The following is a 25,306-nucleotide window of genomic DNA, read 5'->3' as shown; positions in this document are numbered from 1 at the left end:
AGTGTCCACCGACACCGTTAGCAACGCCAACAGCACCCCGGACGTCGAGCAGCCCTGGGCCGAGCTCGGACTGAAGCCGGACGAGTACCAGCGGATCCGGGACATCCTGGGGCGGCGGCCCACCAGCTGCGAGCTGGCGATGTACTCCGTGATGTGGAGCGAGCACTGCTCGTACAAGTCCTCCAAGGTGCACCTGAAGCGCTTCGGTGAGATCCCGCAGGAGACCCCGACCGGGAAGATGCTGGCCGGTATCGGTGAGAACGCCGGCGTGATCGACATCGGCGAGGGGTACGCCGTCACGTTCAAGGTCGAGTCGCACAACCACCCGTCGTACGTCGAGCCGTACCAGGGCGCGGCCACCGGCGTCGGCGGCATCGTCCGCGACATCATCGCGATGGGCGCCCGCCCGGTCGCGGTGATGGACCCGCTGCGCTTCGGTCCGCTGGACGCCCCGGACACCAAGCGGGTGCTGCCCGGGATCGTGTCCGGCGTCGGCGGCTACGGGAACAGCCTCGGCCTGCCGAACATCGGCGGCGAGGTCGTCTTCGACCCGACGTACCTCGGCAACCCGCTGGTGAACGCGCTCTGCATCGGTGTGATGCGGCACGAGGACCTGCACCTGGCCAACGCGACCGGCGTCGGCAACCAGATGATCCTGTACGGCGCCAAGACCGGCGGAGACGGCATCGGCGGGGTGTCGGTGCTCGCGTCGGAGACCTTCGCCGAGGGCGGTCCGACCAAGCGGCCCGCGGTCCAGGTCGGTGACCCGTTCATGGAGAAGCTGCTGATCGAGTGCACGCTCGAGCTCTTCGCCGCGAACGTGGTCGAGGGCATCCAGGACCTCGGCGGCGGCGGTCTGTCCTGTGCGACCTCGGAGCTCGCCAGCGCGGGCGACGGCGGTATGCGGGTGTCGCTGGACAAGGTGCCGCTGCGGGACGCGTCGCTGTCGCCCGAAGAGATCCTGATGAGCGAGTCGCAGGAACGGATGATGGCGTGCGTCACGCCGGAGAACGTCGAAGAGTTCCTGAAGATCTGCGCGAAGTGGGACGTCCAGGCCGATGTGATCGGTGAGGTGACCGACACCGGTCGGCTGGAGATCGACTGGCACGGCGAGCGCGTGGTCGACGTACTGCCGGAGACCGTCGCGCACGAGGGGCCGGTCTACAACCGCCCGTACGCGCGGCCGGACTGGCAGGACGCGCTGCAGGCCGACGGCGCCGAGAAGTTGCCGCGGGCAAGCAGTGGGGCGGAGCTGCGGGACACCCTGCTGCGGCTGGTCGCTTCGCCGAACCTCTGCGACAAGTCGTGGGTGACGGACCAGTACGACCGGTACGTGCTCGGCAACTCGGTGCTCTCGCAGCCCGAGGACAGCGGGATGATCCGGGTCGACGAGACCAGCGGCCTGGGTGTCGCGGTCTCGACCGACTGCAACGGACGGTTCGCCAAGCTCGACCCGTACACCGGTGCGAAGCTGGCGCTCGCCGAGTCCTACCGGAACGTGGCCACGACGGGCGCCCGGCCGGCCGCGGTGACGGACTGCCTGAACTTCGGTTCGCCGGAGGACCCGGGCGTGATGTGGCAGTTCACCGAAGCGATCCGCGGTCTGGTCGACGGCTGCATCGAGCTCGGCATCCCGGTCACCGGCGGCAACGTGTCGTTCTACAACCAGACCGGTGAGACCCCGATCCTGCCGACCCCGGTGGTCGGTGTGCTCGGCGTGATCGACGACGTCACCCGGCGTACGCCGATCGGGTTCACGCCCGAGATGGAGGGCCACCAGCTGTACCTGCTCGGTGAGACCGAGGAGGAGCTGTCGGGGTCCGAGTGGGCGAACGTCATCCACGGTCACCTCGGCGGACGCCCGCCGGCGGTCGACCTGGAGGCCGAGAAGCAGTTGGCCGACATTCTGATCAACGCGTCGCGGGACGGGCTGATCGACGCGGCGCACGACGTCAGCGACGGCGGTGTTGCCCAGGCGCTGGTCGAGTCGGCGCTGCGCGGCGGCGTCGGTGCGCGGGTGTGGGCGCCGGACGGGCTCGACCCGTTCCTGTTCCTGTTCGCGGAGTCGGCCGGCCGCGCGGTAGTCGCAGTACCGCGGACGGAGGAGGTGCGGTTCACCGACATGTGCACCGCCCGCCGCTTCCCGCACGCCAAGATCGGTGTCATCACCGGTGACACCCTCGACGTACAGGACCAGTTCGAGGTCCCGCTGACCGAGCTGCGCGCGGCCTGGACGCAGACGTTGCCCTCGGCCCTCAACTGACCAGCCGTCCGTGGACCCGGGCACCTCGCGTGCCCGGGTCAGCGGATGTCAGCCGACAAGAGTGGCGGTCTGAGTCGCCTCGGCCATCAGGCTGTTGAGGCCGGCCTGATCCTGCGGGCGACCGGCGACGGTGACCTCGATGTACGCGTGCCGGCCGTTGCCGTAGATGTCGAGGAACCGGGTGGAGACCAGCCGCTTGCCGCGGGCGCCGTCGGTGTAGGTGTAGGTGAGCGAGGTGTAGGCGGTGGAGGACATGCCCGCCGCCGTCGACTTCACCGTGCCGTGGGCGCGGGACACGATCTTCAGGCCGCGGACGCCGTGCAGGGCCTTGACCCGCTGGTTGGCGGCCGTGGTGGTGCTGACCTTGCCGTTCAGGCCGCCGTCGACCCGGAGCATCCAGGTGTTCGAGCTGTCGGCGAACTTCGCCTCGGTGGTGCTGAGCTTGGTGAACTTCCACCCCTTCGGTGCGTGGACCGCGACGTTGCAGTTGCCGACGTGGCCCCAGCACTTGAAGGCGTAGGACAGGCTGCCCCGCTGCAGCGCGGGCTTGGAGTGTGCCGCGGCCGCGGCGTGGGACGGCACGGCGGCGTCGCTCGGCGCGATACCCACCAGCAGCCCTGCGGCAGCGAGGATCGCGGTGCCGGCCAGCAAACGAGCAGAGATCTTCTTCATGGTTCCGTCCTTCGTGGTCACGGGCGTCGTTCGGCCCTTCGTGACTTGAGATGACCTGGTGCTCGGAGAGGGTTGATTCCCGAATCTGTGATCAACGTCTCGGCCGGATCCGGCAACCAATCGTCTGGCAGACTCAACGGGGAGGGATGAGGTGAGGCGGATGGCTGAGCGGCGGCCAGTGAAGGCGGGCGAGTTGATGGGGCTGGCGGCTGCGGCCGGCCAGGAGGCCCGGGCTGCGGCTGCTCGGCGGCGGATGGCTCAGATCCGGCTGACGGACGAGGAGCGTCGGGTCGCCACCGATGAGCTGGCGGAGCAGTTCGCGATCGGGCGGCTGGACGAGCCGGAGCTGCACCGGCGGGTCGATCTGTTGAACGATGCGGTCACGCATGGTGACCTGCAGCCGATCTTCGCCGGGTTGCCGGCGCCCTCGTTGTACACGCCGCCGGCGCGGAAGCCGGGGAGGTGGCGGTGGGCAGGGTTCGCCGCGGCCGCTTGGCTGGCGGTGCCGTTCGTGCTGACCGGGCTGGTGTTCATGGTGTTCGGGCGCGAGATCGCTGCGGCCATCTTCGGACTTCCCGCGCTGGCGTGGACGTTCTACGCCTACCGCTGGGCGTCACGTCCGGCCCGGGAGGAACGCCGGCGGTCAGGGTCCTAGCGTCGACTCCCGCGTGACCAGCAGGGCGGGGAGTTCTAGTACGCCGTGGTGTGGCGTGCCCGCGATCGCCTCCAGGAGCAGGGAGGCGGCGCGGCGGCCGAGGTCCTCGAGGCGGAGATCGACGGTGGTGAGCGGCGGCCTGCTGGCCAGGGCCATCACCGGCCAGTTGTCGTAGCCGGTCACGGCGATTTCGTCGGGGACCGATCGGCCCAGCTCGCGGAGGCGGTCGCACACGCCCCGGGCGATCTGGTCGCTGCCACAGGTGATTGCGTCCGGGCGATGGCGCAGTACCAGGTCTGTGGCTTGGCGGCCCCAGCGTTCGGTCCACTCACCGAAGAGCGGCTCGGTGCAAAGTGCAGCGGCGACAGCCTCGGCGCGTTCTGCTGCAGAGCGGTGGTGGGCGGGGCCGGTGATGTGGGCGATCCGGGTGCGCCCGAGTCCCTGGAGGTGGGTGATCGTGGCGGCTGCGCCGGCCGCGTCGTCGACGATGACCGAGGCGTCCGCCGGATTGGTCGAAGCGGCGAGCGCGTAGACGACCGGCAGCGGTACGTCGATCGGCCGGCGCGGCTCAGTGCGCCTGCCGGTCACGACGATGCCGTCGACCCCACGCGCGACCAGTGTGCGCAGGTAGCTCTGCTCGCGCAGCGGATCGTCGCGGGTGTCGCACAGGACAGTCGCCAGCTCGCCTGCGCTGAGTACGTCCTCGACACCGCGCATGATCGGGATGCTGAAGCGGCCCGAGCTGTCTGTGGTCAGCAGGGCGACGGTGTACGTCCGGCCGGACGAGAGCGCGCGGCCGCGGGCGTCCGGTGTGAACCCGAGCTGCGCGGCGGCCCGTCGTACCCGGGCTCGTGTCTCCTGGCTCAACTGGCCGGTGTTGTTCAGCGCCTTCGAGGCCGTCCCGGCAGACACGCCGGCCAGTGCGGCAACGTCGGTGATCCGCACGCCTGGCCTCTTCATCGCGTTTCCTTCCGCTCTCCGGCGGGAGCCTATCAGCAGACCTCAGCAACCTTGCTGACCTGCGCTTTGATCTTGACCAAGACCGCTCGCAGTCCTACGTTGTCAACGACGGAAAACGTGTGCGGTCTTTCCGTCGGTGTGATGTCCGCCCCCGTCACCCGAAAGGCGTATCGCCATGCCCGAACCCACCCCCGAAGGAATGCCCCGACGTGACTTCCTTGGTGTCTCTCTCGCTGCGGCGGCCGTTGTGACCGCCCTCGATCCGGCCCACGCCGACGCGGTCCAACCGTCCGCGCCGCCGCCGGCCGGCCGTGGCGGGCACTACGTCCCGCAACGCGCACCGCTCCGGCCGGTGCCGTTCCAGAAGCTCCCGCCCGGTGCGATCGAGCCGCGCGGCTGGCTCGCGCAGCAGCTCGAACTGCAGGTCGACGGACTCTGCGGGCGGTATGACGAGATCTCGGACTTCCTGGTCTACGAGACGAACGGATGGGTCGACCCGGCGCAGGGAGCATGGGAGGAGCTGCCGTACTGGCTACGCGGGTTCGGTGACCTCGGGTACGTCACCGGGAACACCGGAGTCCTGACCAGGACGCAGCGGTGGATGGAAGGCATCCTGGGGACCCAGGCGGCGGACGGATGGTTCGGTCCGGAGAGGCTGCGGACCTCACTGGAGAGCGGACCGGACTTCTGGCCGGGTATGCCGCTGCTGGCCGCGTTCCGGTCCTGGTACGAGTACTCGGGTGATGAGCGGGTCATTCCGTTCATGACGAAGTACCTGGGGTTCCAGAACACGCAGCCGCCGGAGGTGTTCAACCGGTCGTGGGGTGCGTTCCGCTGGGGCGACAACATCGACAGTGCGTACTGGCTCTACAACCGCACCGGAGACGAGTGGCTGCTCGACCTGGTGACCAAGATGCACAGCGGGTCGGCGGACTACGTCAACGGGATCCCCACGTGGCACAACGTCAACCTGGCGCAGGGGTTCCGGGAGCCGCTGCAGTACTGGCTGCTGTCCCGTGACGAGAAGCACCGCGCGGCGACGTACCGGAACTATGCGACCGTGATGGGGCTGTACGGGCAGTTCCCTGGTGGTGGGTTCGCGGGGGACGAGAACTCGCGGCCCGGGTTCGGTGATCCGCGGCAGGGGTTCGAGACGTGCGGGATCGTCGAGCTGATGCACAGTTGCGAGCTGCTCACTCGCTTCACCGGTGACAGGGCCTGGACGGACCGGTGTGAGGAGTTGGCGTTCAATTCACTGCCCGCGTCGTACGACCCGCAACAACAGGTCATGCACTACATCACCTGTGCCAACAGCGCGCAGATGGACGACCAGCCGAAGCACGGGCAGTTCCAGAACCCGTTCCCGATGCAGGCCTACAAGTACGGCGTACACCAGTACCGCTGCTGTCCGCACAACTACGGCATGGGCTGGCCGTACTACGCGCAGGAGCTCTGGCTGGCGACGACCGACAACGGCCTGGCTGCGTCGATGTACGCCGCAAGCAAGGTGACTGCTCGCGTGGGTGCTGCCGGTGAGACGGTGAGCATCGTGCAGGACACGGAGTACCCGTTCTCCGATGCGATCTCCTTCACTGTGCAGGGCGCGGCGCGATTCCCCTTGTATTTAAGGCGTCCTGGCTGGGCTCACGACGTGTCGGTGAAGGTCAACGGCCAGCCGGTGCGGGTGAGTGGCGACTGGCTCAAGGTGGACCGCATGTGGCACCCGGGCGATCGCGTAGAGCTCGTGCTGCCAATGCGCACCAGCACTCGGGTCTGGGACGACAATCAGAACTCGGTGTCGGTGGACCGTGGGCCGTTGACGTACTCCCTGCAGATCGACGAGCGGTACGAGCGCATCGGTGGGACTGACGAATGGCCGGAGCTCTCTGTCTATCCGGAGTCTCCCTGGAACTACGGCCTGGTTGCAGGTGCGCGTTTCGACGTCGTACGACGGGACGCCGGCGCGAATCCCTTCACTGCCGAGGGAGTGCCGCTCGCACTGACCACGCAGGCGCGGCGGCTCCCGCAATGGGAGATGGACAGCGAGGACGTGGTCGGACTGCTGCAGCCCGGTCCGGCGCGGTCCGAGGAGCCTGTGGAGACTGTGACGCTGATTCCGATGGGTGCGGCGCGGCTGCGCGTCACGTCGTTCCCACAGGTCTCTCCACATGGCAAGGAGTGGAGCTACCGCACGCGGATCACTGCATCGCATGTCAACGACGGGGACTCGCTCGAAGCTCCTGACTCGGGACGGGTGCCGGAGTCCTCTTCAGACACGTCGATTCCGCGCTTCACCTGGTGGGACCGCCGCGGGACGACGGAGTGGATCTCGTACGACCTGCGTTCGCCGCGTGAACTCTCAGAGGTCTCCGCCTACTGGTACGACGACACGGGCTCCGGTCAGTGCCGCGTGCCGCAGTCCTGGCGGGTGCAGTGGCTGGACGGGGACACCTGGCGGGCAGTCGACAACAGCACGCCGTACGAGGTTGCAGTCGATCGACCCAACACGACGACGTTCACGCCGGTGCGGGCGCAGTACGTTCGGGTCGAGGCGGTGCTGCAGGCGACTTACTCGGGGGGATTGCTGCTTTTGACATTCGAGTGACCGCCTGGAGCTGCGAAAATACTCCCTGTGGGGGATGAACCAGCGCTGGAGCACGCGCTTCTCGAGCATCTGCAGTTCGCACCGCTGAGCCGCGCGGAGCTGGCACGCCGTACCGGCGCCGGCGATCACCGGGTCCAGGCTGCGTTGGACGACCTGATCACGGGGACGTACGTCGTACGCCGCCCGCAGGACGCCGGACCGGCCGACTACGAGATCACCGCGGCCGGTTCCGGGCGACTGGAGGTGGTCGAGGAGCTCGTCCAGTCACCGCTGAAGATGATGGGGAAGCTGTTCGCCGCGACCGTCGCCGACACGATCCACCCTCGGCAGACCACGCCGGCTGACCCGAGGGACCTGCTGCTGTCCGATGAGGACCAATCGGCCTGCTCGCAGGCGTTGGCGAACCAGTACGCTCTCGGCCGGATCGACAGGACCGAGCTGGGGCGTCGTACGGACCTCCTGCTCGTTGCGAAGACCCGCGGCCAGCTGGAGCCGATCTTCGAGGGACTGCCGGTACCCGACCTCGCTGAGCCGTTCACGCTGCCACCCGGGGCGAAGGGGCCGACCTGGGGGACGGTTGCGCTGATGCTGCTGCCGGTGCTCTTCATCGTCTTGATCATCGGCCTCAACATCTGGCGCGGTCATGCGAGTCTCCCGACAGCGGTGCTCTACACGATCATCGTCATCTGTCTGGTTGTCTGGCCGTTCCGAAGGCGACGCAGGTGAGAGATCCGCAGGTGGAGCGTCTGGTGCTCAAATGCCTGGAGGGCCGCACGCTGAGCCGGGTCGAGCTGGTCAGCCGTACCGGCGCCACTGACCACGAGGTCCAGTCTGCGCTGGACGAGTTGATCAGCACCGCCTACGTCGTACGTCGCCCACAGGACGTCGGCCCGGCCGACTACGAGCTGACACCGGTCGGGGCGGAACGCTTGGCTCAGATCGGCCGCATCATCGCCACGCCGATCCCCGCTGCCAGGCGGCCGATCACCAAGCGTCAGCCCGCCGCCAAGAAGCGCCGAGCGCCTGACGTCGCGCCGGTTCCACGCCCCGCCGGTCCGGAGTCTGCCGCGGTCCGCACGCCGCGATTAGAGGCTCAGCCCGAGCCGGCCGATCGGGAACTGATCGTGAGGCTGGCGAAGGACCTCGCGGTGGGAGTGGTGTTCGCGGGCGTGATGATCGCGACGCATACCTCGCTGCTGATGATGGCCCTGGTCTTCTTGATCACCGGCGTCCGGATGTTCTCCACCTACCGAACCTGGGCCAAGAAGCGTCGTTCGGAGTGAACTAGCCTGTGCCCGTGGATCCTGTGCTGCGGTTGGCCGTGCCGGCGGACGGGGCTGCGATCGCCGAGCTGGCCAGAGACTCGGTGCGGACGCAGTTCCCGGCGTACTACGACGAGGCGGAGACCGCGAGCGCGGCCGAGCACATCACCACGCTGGACACTGCGCTGATCGACGACGGCACCTACTACGTCCATGACGCTGACGGCGAGATCGTCGCCTGCGGCGGGTGGAGCCGGCGGAACAAGCTGTTCAACGCAAGTACCGCGGGAGCCGATGAGCGACTGCTCGATCCGGCGACTGAGCCAGCACGCATCCGCGCCATGTTCGTGCGTGCGGACTGGACGCGGCGTGGGCTCGGCAGGGCGATCCTGACCGCGTGTACGGACGCAGCGCGGGCGGAGGGGTTCACCAAGTTGGCGCTGATGTCGACGCTGCCCGGAGTGCCGCTCTACAAGGCTTTCGGCTTCACCGAGGTCGAGGCTGCGCAGCTACCGATGCCCGACGGCACTGTGCTCGCCGGTGTCGCGATGGAACGACCGATTGAGGAGACCGCATGACTGCAGGCACCACTGTCACCGCTCCGGACGGCAGCGAGGTCGTACTGGGTGAGATCGGGACCCGCGTGCTGCTGAAGAACTCGCGCGTCCGCGTCTGGGAGGTGTCGCTGCAGCCAGGCGAGGCGCAGGGCTGGCACCTGCACCACAACCCGTACGTCGTGCTGTGCCTCTCGACGTCCCCGTGCCACATGGACTGGCTGGACGGCAGTCCGGCGCGGCAGCTGAGCGAGACCGTCGGCGGGTCCGTGTACCGCCCGGTGTCCCCGGTGCACATGCTCACCAACGACGGCGACGCGCTCTACCTCAACCGCCTGATCGAGGTCCTCGACCTGGGCGAGGAGGCCGGCGGCGACCCGTACTTCGCGGTCGCCGGCGTCCCGGCAGAGTCCGGCTTCGACCAGGCCGGCGAGCTCCCGGTGAAGGTAGTCGTCGACGAGGACGACGTACGCGTCCAGCACGTGACGCCGGAAGCCGGCGAGTCCTACACCTGGCACACCGGCGCCTATCCGGCCCTCGTCGTCGACCTCGACCTCGAGCACCCGGACGTGACTTACCTCGAGCCCGGCGAGTCCTACACCCTCCCCGCCAAGGCCGCCCGCACCTCCGGCTTCAACCTGGTCGAACTGCGCTACTACAGCAGGCCGCGCACCTGATCCGCGTCCCCAGCTTTGAGCACTGCGGCAGTGTCGACCTGACTGAGGTCGGACTGTCGCAGGCGGGCCTTGACGAGTGGCACCTGTGGGCCGACGGCGCTCAGTTCGGTGACGCCGAGGGCTGCCAGTAGTACTGCGGCTTGGGGGTCGCTGGCGAGGTCGCCGCAGACTGCGACGCGGACGCCGGCGTTGCGTGTGACGTGGTCGATGAGTTGGAGTACTGCGGGGTCCAGGCCGTCGGCGAGAGATGCGACCGCGGTGTTGGTGCGGTCGGCGGCTGTCGTGTACTGCGTAAGGTCGTTGGTGCCGATGCTGACGAAATCGAGGTCCTTGGCGAGGGTGGCGACGCGGAGGGCCGCCGCTGGGACCTCGACCATGATGCCGACCTCGAGACCGTCCCGCGGACCGAGCTCCTCCAGCGCCCAGGCGACCTCCTCGGCCGTCGTCACCATCGGGAACATCACGTGCACCGGTGTCTCGGTCGCCACTCGGCGGATGGCCTCGAGTTGGTCGCGCAGGAGCTCCGGGCGCCGGCGGAAGACGCGGAGGCCGCGCTCGCCGAGGAACGGGTTCGCCTCCTTGGCCTGCGGGAGGAACGGGAGTGGTTTGTCGCCGCCGATGTCCCAGGTGCGGATGGTGATCGGCTTGTTTCCCAGCGCTCGTGCGATCGCGTGGAAGGCCTCGACCTGCTCGTCGACGGTCGGCGCAGTACGGCGGTCGCCGAACAGCACCTCGGTCCGCACCAGGCCCGATCCGTCGGCGCCGCGCGCGTCGATCGCGTCCTGGACGACGCCGACGTTCACGAGTACGTCGATCGTCCGGCCGTCGCGGGTGATCGCATGCTCGTCCGCCTGGGCGACCGCGCGCTCGCGCTCTTCCTGCCGCTCGGCGATCGTGGCCCGCACCTGCTCCTCGTCCGGTGCGACCTGGAACGATCCGGTCCGTGCGTCGAAGGCGATCGTCGCGCCGGGCCGTACGTCGACGTCGCCGATGCCCGTGATCAGCGGGATCCCACGCGACCGGGCGACGATCACGCCGTGGCCGGTCGTCCCGGCCGCCCGTACGGCGATGCCCGCGATGCGCGCGGCGTCGAGCGTGGCGGCGGTCGCCGCATCCAGCTCCGGTACGACGAGGATGCCGTCCGCCGGTGCTTCTTCGGATGCGCCGACCAGGATCCGCAGTACGCGATCCCGTACTGCGCGGACGTCCTGTGCTCGTTCGCGTTGGTACGCGTCGTCGAGTCCTTCGAAGGTGGTCGCCAGGTCGTCGTACACCTGCTGCCATGCGGCCGGCGCCGATGCGCCGCCGGAGATCGAGGCACGCACGTCGTCGAGCACCTTCTGATCGCCCAGCAAGGCGAGGTGGGCGACGAAGATGTCGCCGTGTTCGGGCGTGTTGTCACGAAGGTCGCGTAGCTGGTCGCCTGCCGTTTCCAAGGCTCGACCGAGCCTCTCAAGTTCGTTGTCCCCAGCAACATAACCACTCAGATCCACCCCCGAACCCACCAGCACCGCAGGCCCGATAGCCACATCCAACCCCGACCCACCACTCGCACCCACAGCGCCGGCCGTGCCCCCGCCGGGCGCGCCCGCACCCGCGGCGGCCCCGTCGAGCGCGTCCGCACCGGCTGCGGGTCCGTCTCCGAAGTTCGCGGTGGCGAGTTGCTCGATCGCGGCCAGCGCCTCGGATGCCTGTGATCCGCTGGCGGTCACGCGGACTCGGTGGCCCTGCTGGGCGTTCAAGGTCGCGACCATGCTCAAGCTGCCGGCGTCGACCGGCCCGCCGCCGGTCTCGAGATCCGTCAGCGTGACCGTCGCATCGAAGCCGTTCACCAGCCCGACCAACCGAGCCGCCGGCCGAGCGTGCAGCCCGTGCTCGTTGCTGACCAGAATCTCCACCGACCGTCCGGCTTCCACAACCGGAGTCGCGTCAACGGCCGGTGCATGCCCGAGATGATCCCGCTTCCCGACCAGACCGCGCTCCGCCTCGGCCACCACAGCGTCGAGGGATGCACCAGTAGAAGCAGTCACAACCGCGGCGACCAACCCCTCGACCAGCGGCGCACTGCTCAGCCGCACGTGCTCCGCGACCGACGGATCCACGAACTCCAGCGCCATCTCCGCGCTGAGCACAGCGCTACCGAGGTCCAGCAGCACCAGCACGCCATCCGGGCTGTCCGCAGTAGCGAGCGCCTCGGACACCGCCATCGCATCGGTCCCGAACGTCGTCGCGTCCAACCCGGCTGCGACCGCGATCACCGGACGCTTGTCCTCGGCAACCATCTCCGAGGCGAGCCCGACCGCCGCATCAGCCAGCGCGCGACTGTGCGACACCACCACGATCCCGATCATGCGAGTGTTCGGGCCGCAGACTCCAGAATCAGCGTCGTGCTGGTCGCCCCGGGATCCTGATGACCGGCGCTCCGCTCACCCAGATAGCTCGCCCGTCCCTTCCGCGCGACCAGCGGAATCGTCGCATCCCGGCCCTTCGCCGCGGCCTCCGCGGCCGCGGTCAGCGCCGGACCGATCTCGGATCCACCCGCCACGGCAGCGTCATACGCCTCCAGTGCGGGCGCCCAGGCGTCGTACATCGTCTTGTCGCCGGGCTCCGCCTTGCCGCGGGCGAGCACGCCCTCGACACCCGCGTGCAGCGCCTTGCCGACCGCCTCGGCGGTGATCGGCGAGACGCCGGCCAGCGCGGTCCCGAACCGCAGGAAGAACGTGCCGTACAGCGGCCCGCTCGCCCCGCCGACCTTGCTGACCAGCGTCATCCCGGCCTTCTTCAACAGCTCGTCGGCGCTGTCGAACGACGTCTCGTCCAGCACCGCGACGATCGCCTGGAATCCGCGATCCATGTTGGCGCCGTGATCCGCGTCCCCGATCGCCGAGTCGAGCTCGGTCAGGTACGCCGCGTTCTCGTGCAGCACGCCCGCGGTGTCACGCAGCCAGTTGACGAAGGAATCGACTCCCATGCTCACGCGCCCCAGCGTAGGCCGGGGGTGTTCACTGGCGCGTCCCAGAGGCGTACCAATTCGTCGTCCACCTTCAACAGCGTGACCGAGCAGCCCGCCATCTCGAGCGAGGTGATGTAGTTGCCGACGAGCGAGCGGGCGACGGTGATACCGGCGCGGTCGAGCAGCTGGGCCACCTCGTTGTACATGAGGTACAACTCGATGAGCGGCGTACCGCCCATGCCGTTGACGAAGGCAATCACCGAATCGCCTTGCTGGTAAGGCAGATCGGAGACCACCGGGTCCACCAGCATCGCGGCGATGTCCTTCGCGGGTGCCAGTGGCAACCGTTGCCGGCCGGGCTCGCCGTGGATGCCGATGCCGACCTCCATCTCGTTGTCGGCCAGGTCGAACGTCGGCTTGCCCGCGGCCGGGACCGTGCACGAGGTGAGCGCCATCCCCATGCTGCGGCCGTTGTCGTTGACCCGGCGGGCCAGATCCGCGACCTGGGCCAGCGGCTGACCCTCCTCGGCGGCCGCACCGACGATCTTCTCCAGCAGCACGGTCACGCCGACGCCGCGACGACCTGCTGTGTAGAGGCTGTCCTGGACGGCGACGTCGTCGTTCGTCACGACCGACAGCACCTCGGTACCGGCGTCGGCCGCGGCCAGCTCGGCCGCCATCTCGAAGTTCATCACGTCACCGGTGTAGTTCTTCACGATGTGCAGTACGCCGGCGCCCGCGTCGACCGCCTTCGTCGCTGCCATCATCTGGTCCGGCACCGGCGAGGTGAACACCTCGCCCGCGCAGGCGGCGTCCAGCATCCCGAGCCCGACGAACCCGCCGTGCATCGGCTCGTGCCCCGACCCGCCGCCGGAAATGAGCCCCACCTTGCCCGGCCTCGGCGCGTCCTTGCGGTAGACGATCCGGTTCTCCAGATCCACCCGCAACCGATCCGGATGCGCTGCCGCCATCCCCCGCAGCGCCTCACTCACAACATCACCTGGGTCGTTGATGAGCTTCTTCATGACCCCATCTGAGCACACGCCCGCCCAGAACGGGACCCCCCAACCACCCCCCACCGCCCTGCCCCCTCGCTCCCTCGTTCCGCCGCGAGATGGGTTCACCCACCGTGTGGTGGGTTCGCACGCCGTGTGCCGGTGGGCGAACCCACCACGCGATGGGCGAACCCACCACGCGATGGGTGAACCCATCCAAGGCGGGTGGGGTGGTGGGCGGCGGTCAGGCCGGGGTGGGGGACACCTCCGTCAGCAACGGGATCGACCGGATCGGACGACTCAGGGTGAGCAGTACGGCGGCGAGCGCGAGCAACGCGCCGAAGACCAGCAGCGCCGTCCGTGCGCCGAACCCTTCGAGCATCAGGCCGCCGAGCAGCGGCGCGAGCGGGTTGGTGCTGCTCGCGAGGAACATCACCGCACTCTGCGCACGTCCTTGCAGGTTGTCCGGGGTGATCAGCATCTGGTAGCCGAACAGGCCGGAGTTCAGCGCGGGGAGCAGGAAGATCGCGAGCGCCGGCAGCACGATCAGTACGGCGGCGTGGGTGGTGAACGCCGTCGCGCCGAACGTGATGCTGGTGATCCAGCTGGACGTGATCGTGATCTTGCCGGTGCTGAACTTCGCCAGCAGCTTGGGTGCGGCGATCGCTCCCACCAGGCCCCCCACCCCCAGTCCGGTCTCCAGCAACCCGATCACCGGTGTCGGTACGCCGCGCTGCTGCATGCTCAGGATCAGGACGATGAACGTGCCGTTCGCGGCGAAGTTGAGGATGGTCGCGACGGTCGCGATCGTGCGCAGCGCGGGCTGCCGGAACATCCACGTCAGCCCGGAACGGATCGCCTTCAGCATCGGCTCGTGCTTGTCGCCGTCGGGTTCGGCGGCCGGCAGCGGGTGCCGGATCGTCGACAGCATGACGGTCATCACCAGGTACGAGATTGCGTCGACCGCCACCGGAATGACGCGGCCGATCGAGTAGAGCGCGCCGCCGAGCGGAGCCCCGATCAGTGCCGCGAGGTTCTGCCGGCCGTGACTGGCGGCGAGGGCGGTCCCGATGTCGTCGGGGTCGACGATCTGCCGCAGCGCACCGGCCTCGGCCGGGATGAACAGGACGTAGCCCGCCCCGCTGAGCAGGCTGACGGCGATCAGATGCGGCAGCGTCAGTACGTCGAGCCAGCCGGCGACCGCGACCGAGCCGTAGAGCACGGTCCCGAACAGGCTGTACCCGATCAGGATCCGGCGCCGGTTCCAGCGGTCGGCGAGCGCACCGCCGGGGAGTGACATCAGAGTCGATCCGAGCGCACTCGCCGTACCGATCAGGCCGGCCTGAACCGGGGAGCCGGTGATGGCCAGGCCGAGCAGCACGAACACGAACGAGCTCATCGACGAGCCGATGGAGCTGATCGTCTGGCCGGTCAGCAGCTTGAGATAGTCACCGTTGTGCAATAACCCCCGGGCGGACATAACTCGGAGGGTATGCCTGGACTAGGCCACAGCCCGGGGAAATCAGTCCTTCGGGCGCAGGAGCGGGCGGACGACCTCGCGGGCGTCGTGGATCCGGGACTTGACCGTGCCGAGCGGTGCGCCGACCTCGGCGGCGATCTCCTCGTACGACAGTCCGTAGACGTCGCGCAGCACCAGCGGGGTGACCATCTGGGGTCGGTCGCGCTCGAGGGTCTCCAGCGCCTCCAGGAGGTCCAGCCGGGTGCCGGCGATGACGCTGGTGGTGCGTGGGTCCGGCTTCTCCATCTGCTCCGGGTTGTGCGCGGCCTGAGCGCTGCGCTTGAGCTTGCGGTACGTCGAGCGGGCCGAGTTGGCCGCGACCGAGTGGACCCACGTGGAGAAGCTGCTGCGGCCGGAGTACGTGTTGATCTTGGTGGCGATGTTCAGCAGCGCTTCCTGGGCGGCGTCCTCCGCGTCGGCGGAGTACGGCAGGACGCTGCGGCAGATCCGCAGGACGCGGGGGTAGACCTGCCGCAGCAGATCGTCCATCGCGTTCTTGTCACCCGCCTGCGCCTGCTCCGCGAGGGTTGCGAGGTCGTCGGTCGGGCTGGTGCTTTCGCTCATCTGCGCCTTTGCTCTCGATCGGCCCCGGCACGGGACACTCCAGTACTCCATAATGCCCTGTATGGGGGTCCCAACCAGACTCGGGCGTTACGTCGTGCGCCGACGCCTGGGCTCAGGCGGTTTCGCTACGGTATGGCTCGCTCACGATGAGCAACTGGACGCCGAGGTCGCGATCAAGGTGCTCGCGGACAACTGGGCGCACGACGACTCGGTCCGGCACCGGTTCCTCGAGGAAGGCCGGTTCCTGCGCCGCGTCGAGTCCGAGCACGTCGTCCAGGTGCACGACGTCGGCGAACTGGAGGACGGCCGCCCTTTCCTGGTTCTGACGTACGCCGATCGCGGCACGCTGGCCGACCGGTTGAAGAAGAACCCTCTGCCGCTGGCCGAGGCCGTCGACGTGGTGGTCCAGGTCGGTCGCGGCCTGCAAGCCCTGCACCGGCGCGGTCTGCTGCACCGTGACGTGAAACCGGCCAACGTTCTGTTCCGCAGTACGGACGACGGCGAGCGGGCTGTCCTGTCGGACCTCGGTCTGGGCAAGTCCCTCGACGAGGTGTCGAGGATCACGATGCCCGGCGGCACCCCGTCGTACGTCGCTCCTGAGCAGGCGCTGGGTGAGCGGCTGGACCAGCGCGCCGACCAGTACTCGCTGGGCGCGGTCGCGTACGCCGCTCTCACCGGCCGATCCCCGCACCAGGTCGACGGGCTCGGCGCGGCCAGCCGGGTCGAGGTGGCCCCGCCGCCGAGCTCGCTCGGGTTCGAACTGCCCGAGCAGGTCGACGCCGCGATCGTCCGCGCGCTGGACCCGGACCGCGAGAAGCGCTGGCCGGACGTCCAGTCGTTCACGCGGGAGCTCGTCGGCGGGCTCGACGAGACGACGCACGACTTCCCGCTGTCGATCCGCGAAGTGATTTCCGTCGACACGGACCACCTCGGCGCCAAGACCGCGCTGAGCGACGAGAACCAGCCGACGATCGTGAAGCTCGCCGAGCCGTCGGAATCGGTGGAGGCGGAGACCGTCGTCGTCGAAGCGCCTGCCGCGGCCGACGAGCCGACATCGCCGACAGGGCCGACAGCGCGGACAGAGCCGACAGAGCCGACAGAGCCGACAGGGAAGGTCGAGCCTGCCCCCGCGCCGAAGCGCAAGAGGAAGCGCGGCCGGTGGGTGGTCGCCGCCCTGCTGGCCCTGGTGGTCGGCGGCGGCGCCGGGTACGCCGGCCAGTGGTACCTGTCCAGCCGCAAGGCGATCGTGGTCTCGGAGGGACAGTTCCAGGTGACGCTGCCGCGGGCCTGGGCGAAGTCGATCGCCCAGACGAACTGGCTGGCGCCGGGCAGCAAGGCCGGGTCGCCCGCGTTCCGGGTCAGCCGGGACGCCGACTGGTCGCCGAACACGCCGGGCGTGTTCATCGGCCTGGCGGGTTCGAAACTCGCCCTGCCCGACAACAAGGCGCTCGGGTGCAAGCCGGGCCCCACGTACGCGGGTACGTTCAATGACCGGCCGACCACGGACCGGATTTCCAGTGGATGCGCCGGGGCCGATATGGTCCTGTTCGAACGGGTCGTCGATCGCGGGGACGGCGGCTCGATGCTCGTCCAGGTGATCACGCCAGATGCCGCCCGTGCTGCCGAGATCGCCGATTCGGTGAAGTACTAGGGCTGAGGAAGTCCCCCATGCGTTTTCCGACCGAACGGCTGCGGCCGTCGCCGGCGCTGATGCAGTCTGCTCGTCGTAGGTTCCTTCGGCTGCGCTCAACGATCTTCCGCACCATCTGGCCGGTCGACTAGTTGTGATGTCCAGGGACGTTGGTTAGTCGGGTGATGGGTGGTTGGCCGCCGATTGCGCTGTGGGGTCGGTGGTGATTGTAGAAGTGGAGCCAGCCGGGTAGGGCTGCTCGGCGTTGGTTTTCTGAGGTGTAGAAGCGGGCGTAGGCCCAGCCGTCGGCCAGGGTTCGGTGGAAGCGTTCGATTTTGCCGTTGGTTTGTGGGCGGTAGGGCCTGGTCTTCTTGGGTTTGATGCCGAGCTCCTGGCAGGCGGCTAGCCAGGCGCGGGAGCGGTAGGCCGCGCCGTTGTCGGACAGAACACGTTCGACGGTGACGCCGCGGTCGGCGTACCAGGTGATCGCCCGGTGTAGGACGCCGATCGCGGTGGCGGCTTTCTCGTCGGTGTGGATCTCGATGTAGGCGACGCGGGAGTGGTCGTCGATGGCGGTGTGCAGGTAGGCGGTGCCGATGTTGGCGTGGTACTTGTCGGTGTAGCCGGTGCGGGTCCTGGCGGTGTGCTGGGCGTTGCGTTTGCCCTGGTGGCGGCCGAGGTAGCGCCAGCCGCCGCCGTCGGGGATGTTGGCGAACTTGGTCACGTCGACGTGGATGAGTGAGCCGGGGTGGTGGTGCTCGTAGCGGCGTAGCGGTTCGGCGGTGACCCGGTCGATGCGCGCCAGCCGGTTGATCCGGCAGCGCACCAGTACGGCGTGCACGGTCGAGGCCGGCATGCCGACACGGCCGGCGATCTGGACCGGGCCGAGCCGCAGCCGCCACCGCAAACCCACGATTCGACGCACAGTCTGCGGTGGTGTCTTGGCTGGGCTGTGGTGCGGTCTCGAGCTGCGATCGGCCATCCCGGCCGGCCCCTCGCACCGGTACCGCTCGGCCCACTTGCCAGCCGTCCGGGCAGAAACCATGAACATCTTCGCCGCAGCCGCGCACGTCCAGCCCTGCTCGACCACCAGACGCGCCAGTCTCAGCCGCGTGCGTGGGGTCAGGGTCGCGTTAACGTGGGACACGAAGGCCTCCTGGTTGGTGAAGTGGTTCCTAGACAGCTCCACTTCACAACCGGAGGCCTTCACCTGTCAGACCGACTCACCGCCCACCCGATGAACAACCTCCCTGGACATCACAACTAGTCGACCGTCAGCCAGGTGATGCCGAGTGCAACCACCCACAGAACGCCGCCCACCCAGGCAAGGGTGTGGAGCCCTGCGGTGAAGGTCGAGGAGCGGCTCAGTACTGCGCTGTAGAGCGCAACGCCCGCTGCACCGACGGCCTGTCTGGCCGTGTTGTTGACGCCACTGGCCAGCCCGGCGCGGTCCGGGGGGAGTGCCGCGATGGCCGCGTGCACTACCGCAGCGGTCAGCAGACCCATGCCGATGCCCAGGCAGACCTCCACGGGAATGATTGCGCCGTAACGGCTGCCGGGGCGAACGATCAGCAGGCAGAGCGAGCCAATAGCCCCGAGAGCAAGGCCGAACGACATCGGCAGGCGAGAGCCGTACCGAGCTGTGATGCGGCCTGATACCGGACCGAGAACAGCTAGCGGCAGCAGAACAGGCAGCAGCTCCAGACCGGCGCGGAGTGCGGATTGGTCCAGATGCTCTTGTAAATAAAGGGTCAGCGCGAGGAGCGTGCCTAGACCAACCAGATTCATCAGGCCGGAGACCAGGTTGGCACCCACGAACGCAGGGCCGACGCGCAACCGGATGTGTGTCTCGCGGCGAGCAGTCCGGCGTCGCGGCACCATCCGCCAAGCCATTGGCAGCACCAACGCGATGATCGGCAGGTTGATCAGGAACACCGCACGCCAGCCGAGTCCGTTGACCAGTACGCCTCCCAGGACAGGCCCGGCGACCAACGCCAGAGAGCCCGCACCGGCCCAGATCCCAACAGCACGGGCCCTTGCGGCGCTGTCGACGTACTGATCGGTGATGACGGCCAGCGTGCTCGGCAGGAGCAGAGCGGCACCGACGCCCTGGAGTGCGCGTGCCGCGATCAGGAACTCGATGTTCGGTGCAGCCCCGCACACCAAGGACGCGCAGCCGAAGACCGTCAGCCCGGTAAGCACAGTACGGCGGTGGCCGATGCGATCGCCCAGTGCGCCACAGACGAGCAGAAGCCCAGCCAGCGCGATCATGTAGCCGCTCACGACCCATTGCTGCCCCGCTGCACTGGTGTCAAGACCGGTCCGGATCGTCGGCAGCGCCACGTTGACCACTGTCACGTCGAGCTGGATCAGGAAGATTCCGACACACAGCAACGCGAGAAGCATGCTTTCCACGTTCGCACCGAAACACTTCGGGTTGCGTCGAAGTATGACGGTTTGAGCATGGAGTACATGAGCGGAGATGCCGACGTGGCTCGCGCCGCCGGCCTGATGGCCGAGCCCGCGCGGGCGAAGGTCCTGATGGCGCTGGCGGACGGCCGCGCGCTGCCCGCCTCCATGCTCGCCTCGGAAGCCGGCGTGTCACCACAGACCGTCAGCGGCCACCTGCGCAAGCTGCTGGACGGAGGTCTGGTCGCGGTGGAGCGCTCCGGCAGGCACAGGTATTACAAGCTATCCGGACCGGAGGTGGCCGAGGCAGTAGAAGCCCTGGCCCGCATTGCGAAACCCCTACCGATCAAGTCACTCCGCCAGAGCACCCGTGCCGCAGCACTCCGCGAAGCCCGCACCTGCTACGACCACCTCGCCGGTCGCCTCGGCGTGGCCCTGCTGGACGGTCTGGTACGCCGGGACGCGCTGACCCGCACTGATGGCGGCGTCGGCGCAGAACGCCGTCCGGACGACCCGCTGGCCGCACAACTCCCGGATGGCCCGTATGCGTTGGGTCCTCACGCCAAGGAGGTCTTCGCCGAGCTAGGCGTGGACCTGTCCGACCAGCCGTCCCGCCGCCAACTCCTGAGGTTCTGCGTCGACTGGAGCGAACAGCGCCACCACCTGTCCGGCCAGCTAGGAGCCTCCGTCGTGAACAGCCTGCTCGCCAACAACTGGCTCCGCCGCCGGCCGAACCAACGAGCAGTAGAACTCACCGACACCGGCCAGCAGTCCCTTGCCGGGCTGCTCGGAGGCTAGGAGGAGCCCAACGGTGAGTCGTCCCGCGTGGCCGAGTTGGCCGCGTGGTCGAGGATGTCTTCCATCGCATCCTTGTCCTGCGGCAGCCCGGTGACGGCGATCTCGAACGTGCACAGGCCTTCGTCGTTGGCGACCCAGCGGATGATCACGTAGCGAAGTGAGTTCTCGGGCACGTAGGTGTAGGCCAGCGTCGCTTCGTTCGTGTCCGGATCCACCGTCTGAGACTTGATCGACAGCATCTGGGCGGCAGGGACCGTGGCGAGGTCCGTGAGCCGCTGGGCCATCGAATCGGCGGGCGCCCGGCGGATGGTGAACCCAGCCTCGATCCGGATCCAGCGTTTGCTGGTCGGATCGGTGTAGCGCCCGATCTTCGGCGGATCGGGCTGTGTGAAGCTCCAGTCCCGCGGCACCTTGAGGCGGACCACCGAGCGTACGACGCTGGTCGCGGTGAACTCACGGACCCGGTACTGGAGGTCGTCCTTGTCCAGTGCCTTGGTGTCGTCGGGGACGATCTTCTTCGGCGGCGGGGCCGGTGTGGACGGCGTCGCCGACGGATCCGGAGTGCCCGCCATCGGAAGCGGTGCCGCGGTACCGGCCAGGCTGGGCTCGTCGGTGAGGAACAGGCCGACGCCGTACCCGCCGGCGCCACCGACTCCGGCCAGCGTGAGCAGGCCGGCGCCGAGCAGCGCGCGCCGCGACATCGTCCTCTTCACGCCCCCACCTTCCCCGGTTCCCTACTGAACAGAAGACACCTGAGCCCAGTCTCAGGTTGCATGCCCACAGATAACAATTCCGTGAAAGCGCTCAGCCGACCTCGTGGACCGACGTCGAGGCGTGCTGCAGCACCTCGTCGAGGGCCGCGGCGTCCTCGGGAATCCCGGTGATGCTCATCTCGACGTTGGTCAACTGCCCGTCGATCGCGATCCAGCGCACGATCACGTAGCGCAGCGTCTCGCCCGGGATGTAGGTGTAGACCAGCGTCGCCACCGGACGGGAATCGCCGTCCTCGCCGGTGATCGTGGCGTTGGTCTGACTGACGATCTGTACGTCGTTCTCCGGTGCCTGGCTCTTCTTCAGGTCGACGATGAGCTGGGCCATCGCGGCCGCGGGGGTGGTGTCGACCGGCTCGACCGCCTCGATACGGACGCCACGCTCCTTCTGGTCGTCCAGGTACTTCACTTCTTGGGGCCGCTTCGGATCTCTGGTGATCTTCCAGCCCTGTGGCGTTTCGACGGAGAGCTGGACAGAGGGTTCGTCCTGCGGCGTGACGGTGAAGGTGTGGCGGATGTAGTCGAGGCCTGGCTCGAGCGGCTCGAGGTTGCTCGGGACCGGGGTCTTCACCGGGAGGGACGGCTCGCTCGGGGTCGGCGACGGGGATTCCGACACGGCGCCCAAGGGTCCTGCTGTGCCCGAAGCGGTCGGTTCCGGGGCGTCCAAGCGGTCGCCGGTGTAGTAGCCACCGCCGACGCCGAGCGCCAGGGCCAGCAGCAGAAGGCCGGCCAGGAGGACTCGTCTCACGCCTGCACCGGTCCGTGGGTGGACACGACGGGACCGCCCGGCAGCGATACGGAGTACGGCGTACCGGCCGGAGCTGGGAAGGCGGTCACGGGCACAGCGCCATCTTCTCAGGACAGGCGGGCACCCGCCCAAAAGCCCGGCAGAGACCTTTTCGCACCGATCCCGACTGAATCCTTTCAATGAGGTCTTGACAGTCTCCCGGGCCGTCCGTAGCGTCCCGCGTGACGAAAGTAACACGATCCTGCGGTTACTTCACAGACTTCGCCGATATGTCGGCGCACAGGAGGACCCATGGCACTCGATCAGTCCGTCAGCCGACGGCGGCTCCTCCAGTTGATGGGCGGCGCCGCGGCGGTCGGGACGCTCGCAGCCTGCGGCGGCGGCAGCGGCTCGTCGTCGTCCGGCGGCACGCTCAGGGTGATCGGCGTCGGCGACCAGGAAGCCGGTCTGCGGAAGGTGCTCGACGCGTACAAGTCGTCGCACTCCGGCTTCGACTTCAACCTCTCGTTCGCGCCGGCCGACCAGGTGCAGACCGCGCTCCGCACCCAGCTCGGCGGCGGTAACGCACCCGACGTACACGTCGTGTACCCAGGCAACGGCAGCGCGATGTCGATGGCCCAGCTCGCCAAGGCCGGACTGCTCGCGGACCTCAGCGACCAGTCCTGGACGCAGAAGATCCCGGCCGGCTTCAAGGGCGCGTTCCAGAGCGACGGCAAGACGTACATCTACTCGCCCGGCTCCAGCATGCTCGGCGCGATCTACAACAAGAAGGCGTTCGCGACGGCCGGCGTCGAGCCGCCGACCACCTGGTCGGAGCTGCTGTCGGTCTGCGAGAAGCTCAAGGCGAAGGGCATCGTCCCGATCGCGCTCGGCGCGCAGACGCCGTGGATCACCCAGCTGATCCCGTACGCGCTGGTCCCCGGCACGGTCTACGCCAAGACCCCCGACTTCGACGACAAGATGCTCGCCGGCCAGGCCTCGTTCGCGGACTCCGGCTGGGTCGACGCGATGAACAAGTACCTCGAGCTGCAGAAGAAGGGTTTCTTCAACGACAACCCGAACGGTACGACGTACGAGCAGGCGACCTCGATGGTTGCCACCGGCAAGGCCGCGATGGCGGTCCAGGTGTCCGCCGTCCTGTCGGCGTTCCGGGCCGCGTCGCAGACGCCGGACGACCTGTCGATGTTCCCGTTCCCGGCCACGGATGTTGCCGCCGACAACTGGATTCCGGCCGGCGTGGTGGTCGGGATCGCGGTCAGCGCGAAGAGCAAGAAGTCCGACCAGGCCAAGTCCTTCCTCGACTACTGCGGCCAGCAGGAGAACCTGAACACCTGGGCCGAGGCCGTCTCCTGCGTCCCGCTGTACGGCGACGCGAAGGTCGACCCCGCCTTGAACCTGTTCCTGCCCGCCCTGAAGGCGAACAAGGCAGTCCCGTTCATGGACCAGCGCTGGCCGAACGCCGAAGTACAACCGACCCACTTCGCCGTCGTCCAGGAACTCCTCGGCGGCAAAACAACCGTCGACGCCGCCTTGAAGAAAATGGACGAGGCCTACCGGAAGAAAGCATGAGAGTACGTATTGCCCCGCCGTGGTGGTTCGCGGTGCCCGCGATTCTCGTGTACGCCGTGGTGGTGCTGTACCCGAGTATCGCGGGGGCGGGATCGGCGTTCACGGATTGGTCGGGGGTCGGGAACGCGAAGACCTTCGTCGGGATCGACAACTTCAAGCAGCTTGTGCATGACAGTCAGGCGCTCGGGGCGTTGCGTAACACGTTGCTGTTGACGGTTGCGATCGTCGTCGTGCAGAACGGGATCGGGCTGTTGCTGGCGCTCGGCGTACACACCAGCATCAAGAGCCGGATGGCGTTGCGGCTGGTGTTCTTCGCGCCGGTGGTGGTGAGTCCCGTGATGGTGTCGTTCCTGTGGAAGTTCGTCTACAACCCGGCGCCGGACGCGGGACTGAACGCGGCGCTCGGGGCGGTCGGGCTCGGTGGATTGCGGCAGGACTGGCTGGGGAATCCGTCGCTGGCGTTGTGGTCGGTGGCGTTCACGGTGATCTGGCAGTGCGCGGGGTACTCGATGGTGATCTTCCTGGCGGGACTGGAAGGCGTGCCTGCCGAGCTGCACGAGTCCGCGATGGTCGACGGCGCGGGTACGGTTGCGCGGTTCCGGCACATCACGTGGCCGTTGCTGGCGCCGGCGGTGACGATCAATGTGATGTTGTCGACGGTGGGCGGGCTGACGCTGTTCACCCAGATCATCGCGATGACGAACGGCGGGCCGGGATACGCGACGGACACGTTGTCGACGGTGTTGTACAAGCAGGCGTTCGTGTTCGGGAAGTTCGGCTACAGCACCGCGGTCGCGCTGGTCCTGGCGATCTTCGTCGCGGCCGTGTCGTTCGTGCAGATCGGGTACTTGAGGTCGAGGGAGACGGCGGCATGAAGTATCGCCCGCGCACGTTCGTCCTGGAACTGGTGATGATCGCGGTCGCGATCGGGTTCCTGTTCCCGGTGTACGTCCTCGTCACGCTCGCGTTCAAGGATCCCCAGCAGATCGCGAACCGGCCGTTGTCGCTGCCGGACCCGCCGAGCGTGGGGAGCTTCGGCGAGGCCTGGCGGTCGGCCGGGCTCAGCTCGGCCCTGCTGAACAGCACGCTGATCACGGTCGTCAGCGTGCTGCTGCTGATCGCGCTGGGCTCGCTCGCGGCGTACTTCCTGGCCCGTACGGCGACGCGCCTGAGCTACAGCCTCTACATCCTCTTCCTGGTCGGCATCATCCTGCCGTTCCAGCTGGGGATGATCCCGCTGTACCAACTCGTCGACAATCTCGGGCTGCTCGGCACCTATCAGGGAATGATCCTTTTCTACACAGGGATCCAGCTGCCGTTCACGGTGTTCCTGTACACGGGCTTCATCCGGTCGCTCCCGGCCGACTACACGAACGCCGCGTTGATCGACGGCGCCTCACATCTCCAGGCCTTCGCGCATGTGATCTTCCCGCTGCTCCGGCCGATCACCGGGACGGTCCTGATCCTGAACGCCGTACAGATCTGGAACGACTTCTTCACCCCGTTGCTCTACCTCGGCGGCTCCGGCCACGAGACCGTGCCGGTCCGGGTGTTCGCGTTCGTGAACCAGTACACGTCGAACTACGGGCTGGTCGCCGCCGGGCTGATTCTCGCCGCGCTGCCGATCCTGCTGCTGTTCCTGATCCTGCAGCGCTATGTCATCCGCGGGTTCGCGTCCGGGCTGAAGGGATGACCTCCTTCGT

23 protein-coding genes and 1 pseudogene are annotated in these 25,306 nt (G+C 68.1%); 12 read left to right on the top strand and 12 right to left on the bottom strand.

Going from position 1 to position 25,306, the window contains the following annotated elements; all coding sequences use genetic code 11:
• Window position 1 precedes the first annotated feature (1 nt).
• Window positions 2-2,263, top strand: coding sequence for a phosphoribosylformylglycinamidine synthase subunit PurL (gene purL / locus OHA10_RS08715; RefSeq protein WP_371405654.1), 2,262 nt, complete (start codon window positions 2-4; stop codon window positions 2,261-2,263).
• Window positions 2,264-2,311: 48 nt separating this feature from the next.
• Here purL and OHA10_RS08710 read toward each other — a convergent pair whose 3' ends face one another.
• Complete coding sequence (locus OHA10_RS08710) at window positions 2,312-2,935, bottom strand: hypothetical protein (protein ID WP_371405653.1); 624 nt, start codon at window positions 2,933-2,935, stop codon at window positions 2,312-2,314.
• 160 nt (window positions 2,936-3,095) lie between these two features.
• On the opposite strand from OHA10_RS08710, the gene OHA10_RS08705 reads away from it, so the two are divergent.
• Window positions 3,096-3,590, top strand: a complete 495-nt coding sequence (locus OHA10_RS08705) for a DUF1707 domain-containing protein (protein WP_371405652.1) — start codon at window positions 3,096-3,098, stop codon at window positions 3,588-3,590.
• On the opposite strand, the gene OHA10_RS08700 is transcribed toward OHA10_RS08705, so the two are convergent.
• Window positions 3,579-4,550: a LacI family DNA-binding transcriptional regulator gene (locus tag OHA10_RS08700; RefSeq protein ID WP_371405651.1), complete on the bottom strand. Its 972-nt coding sequence runs from the start codon at window positions 4,548-4,550 to the stop codon at window positions 3,579-3,581. The genes OHA10_RS08705 and OHA10_RS08700 overlap by 12 nt on opposite strands.
• Window positions 4,551-4,725: 175 nt before the next feature.
• Between OHA10_RS08700 and OHA10_RS08695 the strand changes: the two genes are divergently transcribed.
• From OHA10_RS08695 to OHA10_RS08675, 5 genes are read left to right on the top strand one after another with little or no spacing between them, the layout of a single operon-like run.
• The gene (locus OHA10_RS08695) at window positions 4,726-7,155 is read left to right on the top strand and encodes a beta-L-arabinofuranosidase domain-containing protein (RefSeq protein ID WP_371405650.1); all 2,430 of its coding nucleotides are present in this window, start codon (window positions 4,726-4,728) and stop codon (window positions 7,153-7,155) included.
• A 27-nt stretch (window positions 7,156-7,182) separates the two neighbouring features.
• Window positions 7,183-7,881: a DUF1707 domain-containing protein gene (locus OHA10_RS08690; protein WP_371405649.1), complete on the top strand. Its 699-nt coding sequence runs from the start codon at window positions 7,183-7,185 to the stop codon at window positions 7,879-7,881.
• Window positions 7,878-8,438 carry a hypothetical protein gene (locus OHA10_RS08685; protein WP_371405648.1) on the top strand — a complete coding sequence of 187 codons (561 nt, stop codon included), beginning with the start codon at window positions 7,878-7,880 and terminating at the stop codon, window positions 8,436-8,438. Before OHA10_RS08690 ends, OHA10_RS08685 begins: the two co-directional genes overlap by 4 nt.
• A gap of 14 nt (window positions 8,439-8,452) precedes the next feature.
• Window positions 8,453-8,995, top strand: a complete 543-nt coding sequence (locus OHA10_RS08680) for a GNAT family N-acetyltransferase (protein ID WP_371405647.1) — start codon at window positions 8,453-8,455, stop codon at window positions 8,993-8,995.
• Window positions 8,992-9,648, top strand: a complete 657-nt coding sequence (locus OHA10_RS08675; protein WP_371405646.1) for a hypothetical protein — start codon at window positions 8,992-8,994, stop codon at window positions 9,646-9,648. The genes OHA10_RS08680 and OHA10_RS08675 overlap by 4 nt, the downstream gene beginning before the upstream one ends.
• Here OHA10_RS08675 and ptsP read toward each other — a convergent pair.
• The 6 genes and pseudogenes from ptsP to OHA10_RS08645 all read right to left on the bottom strand — a co-directional run bounded on the left by ptsP (window position 9,627) and on the right by OHA10_RS08645 (window position 15,679).
• Window positions 9,627-11,546, bottom strand: coding sequence for a phosphoenolpyruvate--protein phosphotransferase (gene ptsP / locus OHA10_RS08670; protein WP_371407917.1), 1,920 nt, complete (start codon window positions 11,544-11,546; stop codon window positions 9,627-9,629). The genes OHA10_RS08675 and ptsP overlap by 22 nt on opposite strands.
• A gap of 42 nt (window positions 11,547-11,588) precedes the next feature.
• A pseudogene (dhaM, locus tag OHA10_RS08665) lies at window positions 11,589-11,999 on the bottom strand (dihydroxyacetone kinase phosphoryl donor subunit DhaM); the annotation flags it as partial.
• The gene (gene dhaL / locus OHA10_RS08660; RefSeq protein ID WP_371407916.1) at window positions 11,996-12,619 is read right to left on the bottom strand and encodes a dihydroxyacetone kinase subunit DhaL; all 624 of its coding nucleotides are present in this window, start codon (window positions 12,617-12,619) and stop codon (window positions 11,996-11,998) included. The gene dhaL and the pseudogene dhaM, both read right to left, overlap by 4 nt.
• Window positions 12,620-12,621: 2 nt before the next feature.
• Entirely contained in the window at window positions 12,622-13,626 is a 1,005-nt protein-coding gene (gene dhaK / locus OHA10_RS08655) for a dihydroxyacetone kinase subunit DhaK (RefSeq protein WP_371405645.1), read from the bottom strand.
• Window positions 13,627-13,840: 214 nt separating this feature from the next.
• Window positions 13,841-15,076 (bottom strand): MFS transporter, encoded by a 1,236-nt coding sequence (locus OHA10_RS08650; RefSeq protein WP_371405644.1) that lies wholly within the window; start codon window positions 15,074-15,076, stop codon window positions 13,841-13,843.
• Between the two features lie 42 nt (window positions 15,077-15,118).
• Window positions 15,119-15,679, bottom strand: coding sequence for an RNA polymerase sigma factor (locus OHA10_RS08645; RefSeq protein WP_134110310.1), 561 nt, complete (start codon window positions 15,677-15,679; stop codon window positions 15,119-15,121).
• Between the two features lie 61 nt (window positions 15,680-15,740).
• Between OHA10_RS08645 and OHA10_RS08640 the strand changes: the two genes are divergently transcribed.
• Window positions 15,741-17,330, top strand: a complete 1,590-nt coding sequence (locus OHA10_RS08640) for a serine/threonine-protein kinase (RefSeq protein ID WP_371405643.1) — start codon at window positions 15,741-15,743, stop codon at window positions 17,328-17,330.
• A 127-nt stretch (window positions 17,331-17,457) separates the two neighbouring features.
• Here OHA10_RS08640 and OHA10_RS08635 read toward each other — a convergent pair whose 3' ends face one another.
• Complete coding sequence (locus tag OHA10_RS08635) at window positions 17,458-18,456, bottom strand: IS481 family transposase (protein ID WP_371407915.1); 999 nt, start codon at window positions 18,454-18,456, stop codon at window positions 17,458-17,460.
• A gap of 116 nt (window positions 18,457-18,572) precedes the next feature.
• Window positions 18,573-19,715 (bottom strand): MFS transporter, encoded by a 1,143-nt coding sequence (locus tag OHA10_RS08630; protein ID WP_371407914.1) that lies wholly within the window; start codon window positions 19,713-19,715, stop codon window positions 18,573-18,575.
• 57 nt (window positions 19,716-19,772) lie between these two features.
• Between OHA10_RS08630 and OHA10_RS08625 the strand changes: the two genes are divergently transcribed.
• On the top strand, window positions 19,773-20,516 hold the full coding sequence (locus OHA10_RS08625) for an ArsR/SmtB family transcription factor (protein WP_371405642.1): 744 nt from the start codon (window positions 19,773-19,775) through the stop codon (window positions 20,514-20,516).
• Here OHA10_RS08625 and OHA10_RS08620 read toward each other — a convergent pair.
• Entirely contained in the window at window positions 20,513-21,229 is a 717-nt protein-coding gene (locus OHA10_RS08620; protein WP_371405641.1) for a hypothetical protein, read from the bottom strand. The genes OHA10_RS08625 and OHA10_RS08620 overlap by 4 nt on opposite strands.
• A 91-nt stretch (window positions 21,230-21,320) precedes the next feature.
• The gene (locus OHA10_RS08615) at window positions 21,321-22,034 is read right to left on the bottom strand and encodes a hypothetical protein (RefSeq protein ID WP_371405640.1); all 714 of its coding nucleotides are present in this window, start codon (window positions 22,032-22,034) and stop codon (window positions 21,321-21,323) included.
• 291 nt (window positions 22,035-22,325) lie between these two features.
• Here OHA10_RS08615 and OHA10_RS08610 point away from each other — a divergent pair, with 291 nt between their 5' ends.
• Genes OHA10_RS08610 through OHA10_RS08600 form a run of 3 tightly spaced genes read left to right on the top strand, consistent with a single transcriptional unit; the run spans window position 22,326 to window position 25,296 of the window.
• The gene (locus tag OHA10_RS08610; RefSeq protein ID WP_371405639.1) at window positions 22,326-23,603 is read left to right on the top strand and encodes an ABC transporter substrate-binding protein; all 1,278 of its coding nucleotides are present in this window, start codon (window positions 22,326-22,328) and stop codon (window positions 23,601-23,603) included.
• On the top strand, window positions 23,600-24,478 hold the full coding sequence (locus OHA10_RS08605) for a carbohydrate ABC transporter permease (RefSeq protein ID WP_371405638.1): 879 nt from the start codon (window positions 23,600-23,602) through the stop codon (window positions 24,476-24,478). Before OHA10_RS08610 ends, OHA10_RS08605 begins: the two co-directional genes overlap by 4 nt.
• On the top strand, window positions 24,475-25,296 hold the full coding sequence (locus OHA10_RS08600; protein ID WP_371405637.1) for a carbohydrate ABC transporter permease: 822 nt from the start codon (window positions 24,475-24,477) through the stop codon (window positions 25,294-25,296). Before OHA10_RS08605 ends, OHA10_RS08600 begins: the two co-directional genes overlap by 4 nt.
• The last annotated feature ends 10 nt before the right edge of the window (window positions 25,297-25,306 follow it).

Source organism: Kribbella sp. NBC_00662, from assembly GCF_041430295.1.
GTDB lineage: Bacteria > Actinomycetota > Actinomycetes > Propionibacteriales > Kribbellaceae > Kribbella.
Note: the sequence above shows the minus strand (reverse complement) of the source record. Positions and strands in the feature narration are given on the sequence as shown.